Source organism: Streptomyces sp. NPDC006384, from assembly GCF_042870695.1.
In the GTDB taxonomy this organism is placed as follows: Bacteria; Actinomycetota; Actinomycetes; order Streptomycetales; family Streptomycetaceae; genus Streptomyces.
In genome coordinates, this window is record NZ_JBIAHR010000020.1 from 141618 (window position 1) to 157204 (window position 15587).

Consider the following 15587-nt stretch of genomic DNA (forward strand, 5'->3'; position numbering starts at 1 on the left):
TCGGTCAGGTGCGTGGGCGTGGCTGGGAGGTGCGCAGGGCGTGCGCTTCGGGGCCGGGTCGCGGGCCCGCCCCGTCCGACCACGTCAGGTGGAACCGCCAGCGGCGGATCCGCCAGCCGTCCGGGGTGCGGACCGCCTCGGCCTCGCTGTGACCGCCGATGTCGAAGCGGCCGCCGGGGTCGGGGCCGTCGTCGTGGTGGACGTGCGAGGCGACGAGGTGGACGCGGACGCGGGCGGTGCTGCCGTCCGTGGTGATGCCGTAGTTGGAGGCCAGGTGATGGGTCCGGGCGAACCGCGACTTGCGGTCGAAGTGGAAGCCGGCCGCCCCGTCCCGTCCTTCCACCGTTCCGACGGGGAACTCCAGCAGGCAGTCCTCGGTGAAGACCTGTGCGGGCCAGCCGTCGTCGAAACCGTGCTCGTCCTGGGTGTCCAGCAGGGTGACGTAGCGGTCGACCAGCTCGGCGATCTCCGTCCGGTCGCTCAGGGCCCGGACCTGGGCGCGCAGGGCGTCGAGTTCGGTCCGGGCGAGGGTGACCGTGTCCGTGTCCGTGTCGGCGGCGGGGCCGAAGAGCGGGCGGGTCATGAGGTGAAGTGCTCCTTTCCGGTGGACGGTCCGCTGCCCGGGCCGGCGGCGGCGTGCCAGCCCCGGGGGTCGCGGTGCCGGGCGGTGCGTTCCGGGCGTCGCCAGCCCGCGGTCGGCCGGGTGCCGGGCGGGCCGGGCGGGGTGGCGCCGAGGGCGGCGGCGCGGGCGAGCAGGACGCTGGTGACGGCGGCGATCTCGGCGGGGGTGGGCCGGCCCCGCAGGATCCGGACCACCGGGGTCTCGTCCGCGGTGTCCGCGTCGTTCGTCCCGCTCACTGCGGCGGGTTGCCGTGTTTGCGGCACGGCAGGTCGGCCTGCTTGCTGCGCAGCATCGCCAGGGCACCGGTGAGGGCGCGCCGCGTGTCCCGCGGGTCGATCACATCGTCGATGAGGCCCCGTTCGGCGGCGTAGTACGGATGCATCAGCTCCGCCTGATACTCCTTGATCTTCTGCACGCGGGTGCCCTCGGGGTCGTCCGACGCGGCGATCTCCCGGCGGAAGACGACGTTGGCGGCGCCCTCGGCGCCCATGACCGCGATCTCGTTGGACGGCCAGGCCAGCGCCAGGTCGGAGCCGATGGAGCGGGAGTCCATCACGATGTACGCCCCGCCGTACGCCTTGCGCAGTACGAGGGAGACGCGCGGCACGGTGGCGTTGCAGTACGCGTACAGCAGCTTGGCCCCGCGCCGGATGATGCCGTTGTGCTCCTGGTCGACGCCGGGCAGGAAGCCCGGGACGTCGATCAGCGTCACCAGCGGGATGTTGAAGGCGTCGCAGAACTGCACGAACCGCGCGGCCTTTTCACTCGCGTCGATGTCCAGGACGCCGGCGTACGACGTGGGCTGGTTGGCGACGATGCCCACGACCTCGCCGTCGAGCCGGGACAGGGCGCACACCACGTTGGTCGCCCAGTCGGGGTGCACCTCGAAGCAGTCGCCGTCGTCCACGATCTCCTCGATGACGGCGCGGATGTCGTAGACCCGGCCGGGGTCGTCGGGGACGATCTCCAGCAGCCGGTCGGTGCGCCGGCCGGCCGGGTCGGAGCCGGGCGCGGCCGGTGGCAGCTCGCGGTTGTTGGCGGGCAGCAGGGACAGCAGGTGGCGTACGTCCTCCAGGCAGGTGAGCACGTCGTCGTAGGCGAAGTGGGCGACACCGGAGGCGCCGGCGTGGACGTCGGCGCCGCCAAGAGCGTCCTGGCTGATCTCCTCGCCCGTCACCGCCTTCACCACGTCCGGCCCGGTGATGAACATCTGTGCGATGTCACGGACCATGAAGACGAAGTCGGTCAGCGCCGGGGAGTAGGCGGCACCGCCCGCGCACGGGCCGAGCATCACGCTGATCTGCGGGATGACGCCGGACGCCTTGGTGTTGCGCTGGAAGATGCCGCCGTAGCCGGCGAGCGCGGAGACGCCCTCCTGGATGCGGGCGCCCGCCCCGTCGTTGAGCGACACCAGGGGTGCACCGGCCGATATCGCCATGTCCATGATCTTGTGGATCTTCAGCGCGTGGGCCTCGCCGAGGGCGCCGCCGAACATCCGGAAGTCGTGCGCGTACACGAAGACCGTGCGTCCGTGGACGGTGCCCCAGCCGGTGATCACGCCATCGGTGTAGGGGCGCTTCTCCTCGAGGCCGAAGCCGGTGGCCCGGTGCCGGCGCAACATCTCGACCTCGGTGAACGAGCCCTCATCGAGCAACAGTTCGATACGTTCGCGGGCGGTGAGCTTTCCCTTGGCGTGCTGCCGCTCGGTGGCCGCGGGGTCACCGCGCCGGGCCGCCTGCTTGATCAGTCCGAGTTCCTCGATGCGCTCCTCGGCGCTCCACTGGCCCCGGTGCTCGCGCCGGTGCAGCGGCTGTCGCCCGGCCGTGTGCTCGGTTCTCTGGTCGGTCGTCATCGTCGTGTCACGCTCCCCAGTCGGATACGCGGGTGGTCACACCGTCGGCGGCCAGGTCCACCGCCCCGTCGACGTGTGTCGTGGTGGGCGGCAGCCAGCGCACCCGGACCCGCTCGGGCGGCGCGCCGCGCACGGCGACGGCGGCGTTGTGCCGGAGGCCGGACGCCAGGTCGAGCAGTGTCCAGCCGGCCGGCCGACGGCCCTGGTCGGCGCCCAGGTAGTCCAGGGCGGGGTCACGGGAGAGGCCGGTGCCCAGTGCCTTGAGGTAGGCCTCCTTGCGGCTCCAGATCCGGCCGAAGGCCAGGCACCGCTCCTCGGTGCCCAGCTCCGCCAGCTCGGACTGCTCGTCGGGGTGCAGTGCCGCGGTGCACACCTCGACGGTCTCGGGCCGTGGCAGCCGCTCCACGTCCACACCGAGCACGACGCGGGAGACGGCCACCACGGCCATGCCGTGACTGTGCGCCAGGGAGAAGTGCAGCGGCGGGTCGGGGTGACGGACGGCCGGCCTGCCGTGCGGCCCGGCGCACCCGGGGCAGGGCTCGCGCACGAACGGGACATCGGCCGCCGGCAGCCCCAGGTAGGCGCCGAGCAGCCGGCGCAGCGCGATGTGCGCGGACGCGTAGGTGACCCCGTCGGCGGGGCGTACGAAGGAGGCCGTGCGCCGGCGTTCCGGCTCGCTCAGCTCGCCCAGGGCGAGCGTCCCGGCCGCCGTGCCGAGCCGTGGGCGGCGTACCAGCCATACGTCGAGGTGCCCGGGCACGGGCAGCCGCGGCGCGGTGGCCGCCGCGTGAGGCCGGTGCTCGAGCTGCCCGATCACGTCGTGCCCAGCACGTCGTGCGAGACGAGGTGGTCGTTGCGCCCGTCGTGTTTGTGGCGGCTGTCCCCGGGGCCGAGCTGCCCGGCCAGACAGTCGATGAGCTCGGCGGCGCTGTTGGCCCGCAGCAGCCGGTTGAGGTTGACGTCGACCCGCAGCACGGACTCCATGCGGCGTTGCAGTTCGAGGCCGTTGATGGACCCGATGCCGAGGCTGTTCATGGGGCGTCCCACGGTGTCGATCGTGTCCGGCGCCACCCGCAGCACCCGGGCCAGTTCGTCCCGTACGTACAGGTCGACGAGGCGGATGCGCTCGGCCGGGTCGCACGCGGCCAGGTGCGCCAGGTCGGGCGGCTCCGGCTCGGCGACGTGATCTCGTTCGAATTCGTAGTCGAGGTCATCCAGGTCGTCGAGGTCGTCGAAGACCCAGTTCTCCGTTGTCAGATCCATGATCGTGCCCCGTCGTGGAGTAGAAGGAGTGAACGTCAGGTGAGGGGTGCGGCCGTGCGGCCTGCGGCGCCGGGACGGACGAGCCCGGTGAGCCCGGTGAGCAGTCCGAGACCACCGAGAGCGGCCACCAGTGCCAGGGCCGGCCGGCAGGCGTCGAGCCGCGCCGCGGTCCCGCCGTCCCCACCCGAACCGGTGAGCAGCGCCGCGACCAGCGCCACCGCGAAGACCGCGGCGAGTTGTACGGCGGTCTGGTAGAGCCCGCTGCCCGCGCCGCGGTCGGCGGGTGCCAGCTCGGACGTGGCCTGTGCGTTGAGCGCGGCGAAGGACAGCACGAAGCCCAGCCCCACCAGCAGCAGCGTCGGCAGCAGCCGCCCGGTGTAGTCCAGGAGCCCACCGGACCGCAGTTGCAGCAGGCAGCCGGCGAACGCGCTGGCGGCACCGGCCGCGACGAGGCGCGGCGCGCCGAACCGGGCGATCAGCCGCCCCGAGGCGAGCGCGGTGATCGCCGGCGGCACGGCGGCCGGCAGCAGCGCCGCGGACGTCGCGAACGGTGACCAGCCGGCGACGGTCTGCGCCTGGTACGTCAGCACGACCAGCAGCCCGAGGTACGAGCCGTTGAGGCAGGCCGCACCGATGGCCGAGCGGATCAGGGCCCCGCTGCGCAGCAGCCGGACCGGCAGCAGCGGGGCCGGCGCGGCACGTTCCAGCGCCCGGAACCCTGCCAGCAGCAGGACCGCCGCGGTCACGGACCCGAGGAAGCGGACGTCGGTCCAGCCGTGTCCGGGCAGCGCGGTGATGCCGTGCACGAGGGCGAGCAGTGCCCCCGTGAGGGCGGCCGCGGCCCCCGCACCGTAGTGCCGGGGCCCGGCCGGGCGGCCGTCCGGTGTGCCCTCTCCGTCGGGGACGAGACGCAGTGCCGCGACGAAGAGCAGCAGGACGACGGGGGCCGGGAAGGCGAAGGCCAGCCGCCAGCTGTACGTGCTCAGCCAGCCGGACAGCAACAGGCCCACGGTGAAGCCGCCGGCGCCGAAGAGGGTGTAGACGGACACCGCACGGCTGCGGGCGCGGCCCTCGGGGAAGGCGGTGGAGATGATGGCCAGTCCGGTGGGAGCCGTCAGCGCGGCGCAGAACCCCTTGACCAGCCGGGTCGCGACGAGCAGCGCGGGCTCCTGGGCGAAGGCGCTGAGCAGGGAGGCGGCGGCGAACCCGAGGAGCGCCACCAGATAGACCCGGCGGTGGCCCAGCAGGGACACCAGCCGGGTGCCGAAGAGCATGAGGGCGCCGAATCCGGCGGCGAAACCGGTCATCGCCCACTGCGCGCTCGTCAGGGGCAGCCCGAGGTCCGTGCCGATGGAGGGCAGCGCCACGACCGCCACGGACACCTCGAGCGCGTCGATGAGCATGTTTCCGGCGAGGACCAGCAGCAGCCCCCACAGCCTAGGGCTCCACCGGGCTTCCCCGGCGTCGTCCACCGTCCCTGGAACGGTCCTGGTCATGACGTCATCCCAGGAGGGTGCCGCCGCTGGCGTCGACGAAGGAGCCGGTGATCCAGCGGGCGTCGTCGGACACCAGGAAGGCGACGACGTCGGCGACGTCCTGCGGTTCGCCGACCCGGTTGAAGGCGGACAGCGCGGCCATCGCCTCGACCGCCTCGGGGACGTCGAACACCGGGTTGCCGTTGCGGGTGATGCCCGGGGCGACGCTGTTCACCGTGATGCGGCGCGGGCCGAGTGCCTTCGCGAAGTGCAGCGCGAGCTGCTCCACCGCGCCCTTGCTCATCGCGTAGGCGATCTCGTCGGGGTTGGCGAACCGGGTCAGTCCGGAGGAGATGTTCACGATCCGGCCGCCGTCGGGCATGTTGGCGAGCGCCCTCTGGATGATGAAGAACGGCGCCTTGGCGTTCACGGCGACGATCCGGTCGAACTGCTCCGGCGTGGTGTCCTCGTGCTTGACACCGCCCATCACCCCGGCGTTGTTGACCAGGATGTCCAGTTCGGCGGAGCCGGTGCGCTCCTTCAGACCCTCCTCCAGGGCGAGAAACAGCTCGTGCACGTCGCCGGGGGCGCCGAGTTCGGCCCGTACGGCGAAGGCCCGCCCGCCGTCCCGCTCGATGCCGTCGACGACCTCGGCGGCCGCGTCCTCGCTGGTGCCGTAGTGCACGACGACGAGCGCGCCGTCGCGGGCCAGCCGCTCGGCGGTGGCCCGTCCCATGCCCCGGCTGGCGCCCGTGACGAGCGCCGTGCGTCCGGTCAGACTGCCCATGTTCTCTCTCCTGCCGTGAGGTCGTGCGGCTTGGTGTCGTGCGGCGGTGCGGTGCGCGGGGCGGTGCCGCTGCCCGGCGGTGTGCTCGGCACGGGGGGAGGCGCTCGCGGCCTCCTCGTCGGGGACGAACCAGCGGGCGAGCGCCGTCCGCAGGCCGTCCGGTGCGTCGCCCGTCCAGGCGACGTGGCCGTCGGGACGGACGAGGACGGCGGCGGCGTCCCGCAGCGGGCCGTCCCCGGCCGGCGGAACGGTCACGGTGTCGACGGCGCCGGCCCACGGGAGCGCGGCGCGCACGAGGGCCTCGCGCGGCTCCCCGTCGCCGGCCGTCACGAGGAGCACCCCGCGGGCCCGGCGCAGGGCTGCCGCTGCGGTGCCGTGGGCGTCGGACGGCGGGCCGGGCAGCCGCGCCCCCACCGGGGCGGGGACCTCGTCTGCTTCGTAACGGATGTCGAGACCGCTGATCAGGCCGGCCAGGTGCATCCGGACCGGCTCGTACGGGATCAGTTCGCCGATCACCGAGCGCAGGGACTCCACCTCGGGACCGCCCAGCAGCAGCCGGGCCTGCGCGCGGATGGTGGACAGCACGCGCCGGCCGACCGCGTGCCGCTCCTCGTGATACGTGTCCAGGAGGCCTTCGGGAGCCCGGCCGGACACGGTGGCCGCGAGTTTCCAGCCCAGGTTGACCGCGTCCTGGAGACCCAGGTTGAGCGCCTGGCCGCCGATCGGCATCTGCTGGTGCGCGGCGTCGCCGGCCAGCAGGATCCGTCCTCGGCGGTAGTGCTCGGCCTGCCGGGAGGCGTCCCCGAAGGAGTTCACCCACAGGGGGGTGCCACCGGCGATGTCCTCGCCGGTGACGTCCCGCCAGGCCGACACGACGTCCGGGAAGCCCGGCTCACCGGCGGCGCGCGGCGGGGTGCCGAAACGGTGGACCATCACGCGGGTGACGCCGTCGCCGCGCCGGGCCGCGATCGCCAGCCCCTTCGGCAGCCGCTGGAAGCGCCGGTCGGGGATCTCGATGCCGGCGACGTCGGCGCGCAGGAGTTCCCGCTCGGCGTCGGCACCCGGGAAGCCGATGCCGGCCAGCCGGCGCACGGCCGACCGCTCGCCGTCGCAGCCGACTGCGTAGTGGGCGGTGAACGTGGTGCGCCGTCCCGCGTGCTCGGTCACCACCCGCGCCCGGTGCGCGTCCTGGCCGACGGAGACGACGTGGTGTCCGCGCAGCACACGTGCACCGAGGCGGTGTGCCCAGGCGCCGAGGATCTTCTCGGTGTGCACCTGAGGGACCTTCCACTGGCCCGGGTGGGAGCTGGGCAGCGTGAGATCCAGGGGGAGGCCGCCGAAGTGGCCCCTGGGTTCGCACGGCGGGAGGGGGTCCGCGAAACCTCCGGGTGTGTCCAGCAGACCGCGCTGTCGGAGGATCTCCATCGTCCGCGCATGCAGCGTGGAGGCCCGGGACTCGGTGGTCGGGGTGTCCAGCCGTTCCAGCACGGTCACCTCGACGCCGCCGAGCCGCAGTTCCCCGGCGAGCATCAGCCCGACGGGGCCGGCACCGACCACGACGACCTGCGTATCGGCTGTGTCGGCACCGGACATGCGTCAGCGCCTCGCCTCGGCGTAGTCCCGGGCGTGTCCCAGCGTGGCCCGGCTGTTGGTGCTCAGCGCGGTGCGCACGTACTCGCGGGCCTCGGCGATCCCCGCCTCGGGTCCCAGGATCCGCTCGATGTTCTCGGGACGCAGTACGACGGTGTGCTGCGAGGACGCGAGGGCGCCGGTGTCCGTGTCGCGGAAGGTCCAGTAGCCGGTGTGCAGGCTCATCAGAGCCGGCAGTGTGGTCTGCTTGTAGGCGATCTTCCGGCCCTCCAGGCACACCCGGTACGAGCGGGTGGTGTGGGTGGAGCCGTCCTTGGCCCGGGTGTCCATCTCCAGGGTCTGCAGGCCGGGGGTGTCCTCGGTGAGGCGCACGGTCGCCACGTGCGGCAGCCGCTCGGCCCATCGGCCGGCCTCGTTGACGAAGTCGTAGGCGTCCTTGGCGGAGCCGTCGATGGCGATGGTGTCCTCGAAGGAGAAGGTGAGTTCCTCGTCGGCGGTGGCGAGTTCGACGTTGGTCTTCAGCGACGCCAGCTCCGTGCGGGAGTTGCGGTCGACGGCCTCTTCGATCCAGGCCAGACCGGCAGGGTCGTCGTCGACGGCGGTGTAGTCGTGGAGCAGCCGGACGCGGGCGGTGCGCTCGCCGAGGGGCTCGACGATCCAGGTACCGCCCATGCCGGCGACCGGCGGTGTGGAGACCTGCTGCCGGAAGGTGATCCGCAGGTTCTCGGGGTCCAGGACCCGGCGCGAGGTCCAGTTCTTGGCCTCGCCGTTGGCGGTGGCCCAGATCCTGATCAGCTCCTCGTCGCCGGAGCGTTCCAGGTGGTCGACGTAGATGGTCGGCGGGAACACGCGCGGCCAGTTCGTCACATCGGCGATCAGCCGGTAGACGTCGCCGGCCGGGGCCGAGACCGTGATCTCGTGCTCGACTTCCCGTGGCTCGGGTGCGGACATGGGGATCTCCTCGTCGGGGTGGGCGGTGGTGACCGGGGTCAGAAGTTGCCGAGGCCGCCGCACACGTTCAGGGCCTGTGCGGTGATGGACGCGGCGGTGTCGGAGGCGAGATAGCCGACCAGGCCGGCGACCTCCTCGGGCGTGGAGTAGCGCCCGAGCGGGATCTTGGCCTGGAACCTGTCGAGGATGGCGTCCTCGGTGGTGTCGTAGGCGGCGGCGTACCCCGCACGCACGCGCTGCGCCATCGGTGTCTCCACGTAGCCGGGGCAGACGGCGTTGACGGTGATGCCGGTGGGGGCGAGCTCGTTGCCGAGAGCCTTGGTGAAACCGACCACTCCGTGCTTGGAGGCGGAGTAGGGGGCGCCGAGGACCACGCCCTGCTTGCCGGCGGTGGAGGCGATGTTGATGATCCGGCCGCGGTTCTTGCCGCGCAGGCCGCCGGTGGTCAGGACGGCGCGGGTCAGCCGGAAGACGCTGTTCAGGTTGGTCTCGACGACGTCGTACCAGAGCTCGTCGTCGATGTCGGCGGTGACGCCGCCGCCGGACCGGCCCGCGTTGTTGACGAGGACGTCCACGGCGCCGTAGCGGTCCACGGCGGACTGGACGAAGGTCTCGATCGACAGCGCGGAGCGGACGTCGAGGACGGAGCCGTCGACCTCGAGGCCCTCGGCGCGCAGTTCCTTCACGGTGGTGCTGACGTTCTCGGGTGCGCGGGAGCCGATGAAGACCCGGTGTCCCTGCTCGGCCAGCAGCCGCGCGGTGGCGCGGCCGATGCCGCTGGTGGCCCCGGAGACGAGGGCGACCCGCTGATGCTTGTCGGACATGACTGGTACTCCCTTGTGGGTGGATGGGTGGGCGGCTGCGCCGGGGCCGCCGCGGCCGGGCGGAGGGGCCGGGCCGCGGCGGCAGTGGGGCCGGGGCGGGAGGGTCAGGCGGCGGCGGCCACGCCGGTGAGCTGGGTGTTGACCAGGCCCAGCAGGGCCCGGGGCGTCTTCGCCTCGGTCACCACGGAGTCGTCGAGCGTGATGCCGTACTCCCGCTCTATGCGGCCGCAGGTCTCGAGGATGGCCAGGGACTCGTAGCTGAGTTCCTCGAAGTCGGTGTCGAGGATGTCGCCGTCGAGATCCACGCTCTCGTCGGCGCCGGCGGCCTCCAGCAGGACACGCCTGAGGTCGTCGAGGGTGAAGGACTGCGCGGGCATGGGTGGGATTCCTCTCTGTAGGAGCTCCGCGCCCGGGCGGGATCCGGGGACGCGGACGGACGAACACCCGCCGCCCGGTCCGGTGGGGGAGAGACGGATGACGGACCGGGCGGCGGGCGCGTCGGGGGAGCAGGGGAGCCGGGACCGCCGGGAGCCGGGACCGCCGGCCAGTGGGGGCGGGGAGGCCGGCGGCGGCCGGCCGTGCTCGTGGGGCGGGACGTCAGGGGGTGCGGACGACCAGGGCCGAGTTGAAGCCGCACTCGCCCCGGGCGAGAACCAGGGCGGTGCGGATGTCGGCGGGACGCGGATCGGTGACCAGGTCCAGGTCGTAGGAGGCGTCCGGGGTGACATTGGTGGTGGCGGGTACGAGGCCGTCCCGGGCGGCGAGCAGGGCGGTCGCCACGTCCAGCGGGGCGGCACCCGAGTAGAGGCGTCCGGTCATCGTCTTGGGCGCGGTGACCGGGACACCGTGTGGTCCGAAGACCGCGTTGAGCGCGTCCGCCTCGACCCGGTCCAGTTCCGGTACGGCGGCCGCGTCCGCGAAGACGACGTCGACGTCGCCCGAGTCCACGCCCGCGTCGGCGAGGGCCAGTTCGACCGCCTTGCGCAGGCCCGGGGGCCGGCCGCTGCCGGGGGCGGGGTCGAACGTGGCCCCGTAGCCCGCGATCTCGCCGTACACCCGGGCGCCCCGGTCCGCCGCCGACCGTTCCGACTCCAGGACGAGCAGTGCGCCGCCCTCGGCGGGTACGTGTCCGCTCGCCGCGGTGTCGAAGGGCAGATAGGCCCGCTCGGGCTCCTGCACGGTGGTCAGCCGGCCACCGGCCAGCTGGGCCACCCAGCCCCAGGGGCAGATCGAGGCGTCGATCGAGCCGGACATGATCATCCGAGTGCCTTTGCGGATCTGCCGCCGCGCGTGCGCCAGCGCGTCCAGTCCGCCCGCCTGATCGGACACGACGACGCCGCTCGGGCCCTTCATGCCGTTGCGGATGGAGATCTGGCCGCTGTTGACGGCGTAGAACCAGGCGAAGGACTGGTAGGCGGACACGTACTGGCTGCCCTGGCTCCACAGTTTGCGCAGCTCCCCCTGGCCGAACTCGAAGCCGCCGGAGGAGCTCGCGGTGACCACACCCATGTCGTAGGCGGGCATGTCGGCCGGGACGGTGCCCGCGTCGGCCAGCGCCCAGTCCGCCGCCACGAGGGCGAGTCGGGTCATCCGGTCGGTCTGTGCCAGCAGCCGGTTCGGCAGGTGGCCGGCCGCGTCGAAGCCGGGCACCTCGCCGGCCAGCCGCGCCGGGTAGGAGGTCGGGTCGAAGCGGGTGACGCGGGCGATGCCGCTCTTGCCGGCCCGGGTGGCCGCCCAGTAGTCGGCCGTGCCCAGGCCGTTGGGCGCGGCGATGCCGAGCCCCGTCACCACGGTCCGTGCGGGGGCCGTGCTCATGCGGCGCTCCTCTCCGGTCGGGCGAGCACCATCGCGCTCTGGAAGCCGCCGAACCCGCTGCCGACGGTCAGCACCGCGTCGGTGCGGTGCTCGCGCGCCGTCAGCGGTACGTAGTCCAGGTCGCACTCGGGGTCGGGGGTGTGCAGGTTGGCCGTCGGCGGCACCACGTCGTGCTCCATGGCGAGGACCGAGGCGGCGATCTCGATCGAGCCGATCGCGCCGAGCGAGTGTCCGACCATGGACTTGATGGAGGACACCGGGGTCCGGTAGGCGTGGTCGCCCAGGCTCTTCTTGAAGGCGGCGGTCTCGTGGCGGTCGTTCTGCTTGGTGCCCGAACCGTGCGCGTTGATGTAGTCGATGTCCTCCGGGTTGAGCCGGGCCTCGTCCAGCGCGACCGTGATGGCCTCGGCCATCTCCGCGCCGTCCGGGCGCAGACCCGTCATGTGGAAGGCGTTGCAGCGCGAGGCGTAGCCGGAGATCTCCGCGTAGATGTGCGCGCCGCGCCGCCTGGCGGCCTCCAGCTCCTCCAGGACGAACACCGCCGAGCCCTCGCCGAGCACGAAACCGTTGCGAGTGCCGTCGAAGGGACGCGAGGCGTGCTCCGGGTCGTCGTTGCGGGGCGTGGTGGCCTTGATGGCGTCGAAGCAGGCCAGGGTGATCGGTGAGATGGGCGCGTCGGTGGCCCCGGCCACCATGGCGCACGCCGAACCCTCGCGGATCAGCTCCACCGCGTGTCCGACGGAGTCCAGCCCGGAGGTGCAGCCGGTGGAGACGACCGTGGCCGGGCCTTCGGCGCCGGCCGCCCACGCCACCTCGGCGGCCAGGGAGCTGGGCACGAGGTAGTTGTACAGGTGCGGCACCGCGTACCGGTGGTCCACGAGGTCGAGCCGGCCGCCGTCGCTGACGACCCGGTACTCCTGGTCGAGGCCCATGGTCGCGCCGACCGCACTGCCGATCGTGACCCCGACCCGGTACGGGTCGGCGCCGGACAGGTCGAGTCCGCTGTCGGCGAGTGCCTCGCGGGCGGTGACCACCGCCAGCTGGGCGGCCCGGTCCATCCGGCGGATCTCCTGGGGGCTCAGTCCGTGTTCCTCGGGGTCGAAGTCGATCTCGGCGGCGACCCGGGACCGGAAGGCGGAGGGGTCGAAGAAGGTGATCCCCCGGGTGGCCGTGCGTCCTTCGCTGAGCAGGCTCCAGAAGTTCTTCCGGCCCACCCCGCCGGGCGCGGTGACGCCGACGCCCGTGATGACCACTCGTCTGGCGCTCACGACCGGCCTTCCCAGTCGTAGAAGCGGGTGGCGAGCGCGTCGGCGGGTGAGCGCCAGGTCGCGGGGTCGTACGCCTGGATGAACGGCTTGAGGTCCTCGCTGATCCGTACGAACCTGTCGTCGGTCTTGGCCTTCTCGATCAGCTCACCGCCGTTGTCGCCGTCGAAGTCCTGCAGGTGGAAGTAGAGGCCGCGGTAGGCGAAGAGCTGGCGGCGCCGGGTGCCCATCAGGCGGGGCATCTCGGTGCCGTCGAACTCGCCGAAGAGCCGGGCGACCTCGGCGCTGCTGCCCGGGTCCATCCGGGCGACGATCAACGTGCTGTGCATGGTCTCTCCTCTGGGCGGGTGGGGCGGGTACGGGCGGCTGGTCAGCGGGCCGGTCCGAACCAGCGCTCCAGGGCCATGGGCAGGTCGGCGTGGCTTCCGGGGGCCGCCCAGGCCACGTAGCCGTCGGGGCGGACCAGTACGGAGGTGGTGCGGGTCAGGGCGCTGCCCTCGGGCAGCACGGGGACGGCGGTCACGACGTCGATCCGGTCCAGCCAGGGCCGGGCCCGCTCGCGCAGTCGGCCGTTGTCGGCGAGGTCCAGCAGCACACCGCGCCCGGCCCGAAGCGCCTCGGTGCTGCGGGACAGCAGCTTGTGGCCGCTCAGCTCCACGTCGGGCAGGCGCCGGCCGAGCAGCGGGTGGGAGCCGCCGTCGAGGTCGTAGCGGATCTCCAGTCCCGAGACCATCGCCGCGAAGTGCCGGCTGACCTCGGGGTAGCGGATCAGTTCGGTCAGTACGTCGCGCAGCGGCTGCACCTCGGGTCCGGACAGGAACAGCAGTCCCTGGGCCCGGGTGTTCATCAGCAGCCGCTCCCCCACCGGGTGGCGTTCGGCGTGGTAGCTGTCGAGCAGCGACTCGGGGGCCCGGCCGCGCACCACGGCGCCGAGCTTCCAGCCGAGGTTGACCGAGTCCTGGATGCTGGTGTTCATGCCCTGGCCGCCGGCCGGGAGGTGGATGTGGGCGGAGTCGCCGGCGAGGAAGACCCGGCCGCGCCGGTACTCGGTGACCTGCCGCGTGCCGTCGCCGAAGGCCGACAGCCACACCGGTTCGGCGTGCGAGATGTCGTCGCCGGTCAGCCGCTGCCAGGCCGCGGAGACCTCGTCCCAGGCCGGGGGCTGCTCGCGCCGCTTGGGCGGGGTGCCGCGCTCGCACACGATCAGCCGGGTGATCCCGCCCGGCAGCGGGCCGACCATGACCATGCCGCCGTCCAGGGTCTCACCGATCATCCGGGGCTGCAGGTCCACGCCCTTGACGTCGGCGAGGTACATCTCCAGGGACGAGGGCGTGCCCGGGAAGTCGAAGCCGGCCTTCTTGCGGATCACGGAGCGGCCGCCGTCGCAGCCGACCAGGTACTCGCAGCGCAGCCGGTGCACTCCGTCGGGACCGCTCACCTCCACCTCGACGCAGTCCTCCTTCTCGGTGACGGACCGCACCTCGTGGCGGCGTCGCAGGTCGGCGCCGAGCCGGGTGCACCACTCCTCCAGAACGGTCTCGGTGACCGACTGCGGAACGCTCTTGGCCGCCTGGTGGGCACCGTCGAGCACGCCGAAGTCCACCGGCAGGCCGCCGAAGTGGCCCACATTGCTGACCTCGACGTCCCCGAACCCGGACAACAGGCCCCGTTGGTCGAAGACCTCCATGGTGCGTGCGGTGAAGCCGAGGCCCCGTGATTCTCCGGTGCGTGCGGCGAGCTTCTCCAGTACGACGACGTCGACGCCCGCGAGCCGCAGCTCGCCCGCGAGCATCATGCCGGCCGGCCCGGCGCCCACGACGATGACTTGTGCGTCCATGACACTCCTCGGGAACTCCCCACCGGGCGGGCGGGGCAGGGAACGGGTGTGGGGCGGTTCAGCGGTACAGGCGTCCGATGGCCTGGTTCGCCACGTGCGCGGCCGCCGCGTGCCTGGGATCGGGTGAGAACGCCTCGTGGCGCACCGCGACCTCGGCGAGTTTGATGGTGTGCTCGTCACCGATCTCCACGGCCCGCGCGAAGACCTCCGTCAGGGCGGGGGCGTCCACCGGTGCGGGGGGGCGCGGGGTGGGGCGCCGTGCGGAACCAGTCGAGCATCGTGCGGCTGACGGCCCGCGCGGTCAGGTAGGACGGGCGGCGCTGGGCGGGCGGCAGATGCCCGACCACCAGGCGCACGGCCGCGGGCCCGGTGATCGCGTGGATCAGCGGGATCGGGTGGTGGGGGGAGACGGCGGCGTAGATCCCGGCGTACTCGGCGACGAGCGCGTCCAGTGCGCGCGCGGCCGGGTCGCGTCCGTCGTTCCCGGTGGCCGGGCCGTCGCCCGTGGCCGTGACACCGCCGGGGCCGGCCACGCCGGCGGGGACCGGTACGTCCTCGGGGCCGGCGGCGATGCCGTGGGTCGAGTGGCGTGCGGCCCAGTACCCCAGGCCCTGCGCCAGTTCGCCCAGCTGGAACCGGCTGTCGCCGGAAGAGGCGGCCACCGCGCGGACCGCGTGCGCGGTACGGATCACTCCGTGTGTGAGCACCGCGGACATGCCGGGCAGCAACCGCGGCCACCAGCGGGCCAGCACCTGGGCCCACGGGCTCAGCGCCAGCTCCCTTTCGAAGAGCGCCGTCCAGTCGGCCACCCGGGAGAAATCGCCGAGTGCGGCCCGCCAGTCGCCGGGGTCGTCGGGGTCGATGGGCCAGCGGCGCTCGGGCACGTCGTGATAGGAGCGGCTGCGCAGATTCCGTTCGACCCACGCCGGCACCTCGTCGGCGTACCCCATGTGGGCGAGGGCCTCGGCGGCCATCGGAGCGTGGTTGACGAAGCTTCTGCCGTGCTCGAAACCGACCGGTCGCAGACGCTCCAGCGCTTCGCTCACGGCTTCGGAATAGCTGAGTGCTGCCACGGGTGTCAGTCCTTGATCTCGCAGATCGCGGCGCCCGAGGTGAGGGAGGCGCCGACCTCGGCGGTCAGGCCTTTGACGGTGCCGGACTTGTGGGCGTTGAGGGGCTGTTCCATCTTCATGGCCTCGAGCACGACGATCAGGTCGCCCTCCTGGACCTGCTGGCCCTCCTCGACGGCGATCTTGACGATGGTGCCCTGCATCGGGGAGGCGAGGGTGTCGCCGGAGGCGGCGGG

Annotated in this window: 17 protein-coding genes; all 17 read right to left on the minus strand. The window is 72.9% G+C overall.

Translation table 11 applies throughout. The features are described 5' to 3' along the window. Window positions 1–4 precede the first annotated feature (4 nt). Window positions 5–583, minus strand: a complete 579-nt coding sequence (locus tag ACFYOJ_RS25695) for a nuclear transport factor 2 family protein (RefSeq protein ID WP_356554289.1) — start codon at window positions 581–583, stop codon at window positions 5–7. Further along, on the minus strand, window positions 580–858 hold the full coding sequence (locus ACFYOJ_RS25700; protein ID WP_356554290.1) for an acyl-CoA carboxylase subunit epsilon: 279 nt from the start codon (window positions 856–858) through the stop codon (window positions 580–582). The genes ACFYOJ_RS25695 and ACFYOJ_RS25700 overlap by 4 nt, the downstream gene beginning before the upstream one ends. After that, window positions 855–2474 carry an acyl-CoA carboxylase subunit beta gene (locus ACFYOJ_RS25705; RefSeq protein WP_356554291.1) on the minus strand — a complete coding sequence of 540 codons (1620 nt, stop codon included), beginning with the start codon at window positions 2472–2474 and terminating at the stop codon, window positions 855–857. The genes ACFYOJ_RS25700 and ACFYOJ_RS25705 overlap by 4 nt, the downstream gene beginning before the upstream one ends. 7 nt (window positions 2475–2481) lie before the next feature. Continuing rightward, complete coding sequence (locus ACFYOJ_RS25710) at window positions 2482–3291, minus strand: 4'-phosphopantetheinyl transferase superfamily protein (RefSeq protein WP_356554292.1); 810 nt, start codon at window positions 3289–3291, stop codon at window positions 2482–2484. Next, the gene (locus ACFYOJ_RS25715) at window positions 3288–3737 is read right to left on the minus strand and encodes an acyl carrier protein (protein ID WP_356554294.1); all 450 of its coding nucleotides are present in this window, start codon (window positions 3735–3737) and stop codon (window positions 3288–3290) included. Before ACFYOJ_RS25715 ends, ACFYOJ_RS25710 begins: the two co-directional genes overlap by 4 nt. A gap of 35 nt (window positions 3738–3772) precedes the next feature. After that, window positions 3773–5233 (minus strand): MFS transporter, encoded by a 1461-nt coding sequence (locus ACFYOJ_RS25720; protein WP_356554295.1) that lies wholly within the window; start codon window positions 5231–5233, stop codon window positions 3773–3775. Between the two features lie 4 nt (window positions 5234–5237). Further along, a complete protein-coding gene (locus ACFYOJ_RS25725) occupies window positions 5238–7592 on the minus strand; it encodes an SDR family oxidoreductase (protein ID WP_356554296.1) in 2355 nt (784 codons plus the stop codon). A 3-nt stretch (window positions 7593–7595) separates the two neighbouring features. Further along, a complete protein-coding gene (locus ACFYOJ_RS25730; protein ID WP_356554297.1) occupies window positions 7596–8540 on the minus strand; it encodes an aromatase/cyclase in 945 nt (314 codons plus the stop codon). Window positions 8541–8578: 38 nt separating this feature from the next. Beyond that, complete coding sequence (fabG, locus tag ACFYOJ_RS25735; protein WP_356554299.1) at window positions 8579–9364, minus strand: 3-oxoacyl-ACP reductase FabG; 786 nt, start codon at window positions 9362–9364, stop codon at window positions 8579–8581. 104 nt (window positions 9365–9468) lie between these two features. Then, window positions 9469–9741: an acyl carrier protein gene (locus ACFYOJ_RS25740; protein WP_356554301.1), complete on the minus strand. Its 273-nt coding sequence runs from the start codon at window positions 9739–9741 to the stop codon at window positions 9469–9471. A gap of 220 nt (window positions 9742–9961) precedes the next feature. Next, window positions 9962–11179 (minus strand): ketosynthase chain-length factor, encoded by a 1218-nt coding sequence (locus ACFYOJ_RS25745; RefSeq protein ID WP_356554303.1) that lies wholly within the window; start codon window positions 11177–11179, stop codon window positions 9962–9964. After that, window positions 11176–12447 (minus strand): beta-ketoacyl-[acyl-carrier-protein] synthase family protein, encoded by a 1272-nt coding sequence (locus ACFYOJ_RS25750; RefSeq protein WP_356554305.1) that lies wholly within the window; start codon window positions 12445–12447, stop codon window positions 11176–11178. Before ACFYOJ_RS25750 ends, ACFYOJ_RS25745 begins: the two co-directional genes overlap by 4 nt. Next, the gene (locus ACFYOJ_RS25755; RefSeq protein WP_356554307.1) at window positions 12444–12773 is read right to left on the minus strand and encodes a TcmI family type II polyketide cyclase; all 330 of its coding nucleotides are present in this window, start codon (window positions 12771–12773) and stop codon (window positions 12444–12446) included. The genes ACFYOJ_RS25750 and ACFYOJ_RS25755 overlap by 4 nt, the downstream gene beginning before the upstream one ends. A 41-nt stretch (window positions 12774–12814) precedes the next feature. Next, a complete protein-coding gene (locus tag ACFYOJ_RS25760; RefSeq protein ID WP_356554309.1) occupies window positions 12815–14281 on the minus strand; it encodes an FAD-dependent monooxygenase in 1467 nt (488 codons plus the stop codon). Window positions 14282–14339: 58 nt separating this feature from the next. Then, entirely contained in the window at window positions 14340–14471 is a 132-nt protein-coding gene (locus ACFYOJ_RS25765) for a hypothetical protein (protein WP_356554310.1), read from the minus strand. Further along, window positions 14458–15354 carry a hypothetical protein gene (locus ACFYOJ_RS25770; protein ID WP_356554312.1) on the minus strand — a complete coding sequence of 299 codons (897 nt, stop codon included), beginning with the start codon at window positions 15352–15354 and terminating at the stop codon, window positions 14458–14460. Before ACFYOJ_RS25770 ends, ACFYOJ_RS25765 begins: the two co-directional genes overlap by 14 nt. Before the next feature lie 5 nt (window positions 15355–15359). Next, the coding region (locus ACFYOJ_RS25775) for a biotin/lipoyl-containing protein (protein ID WP_356554313.1) at window positions 15360–15587 on the minus strand (228 nt) is incomplete at its 5' end.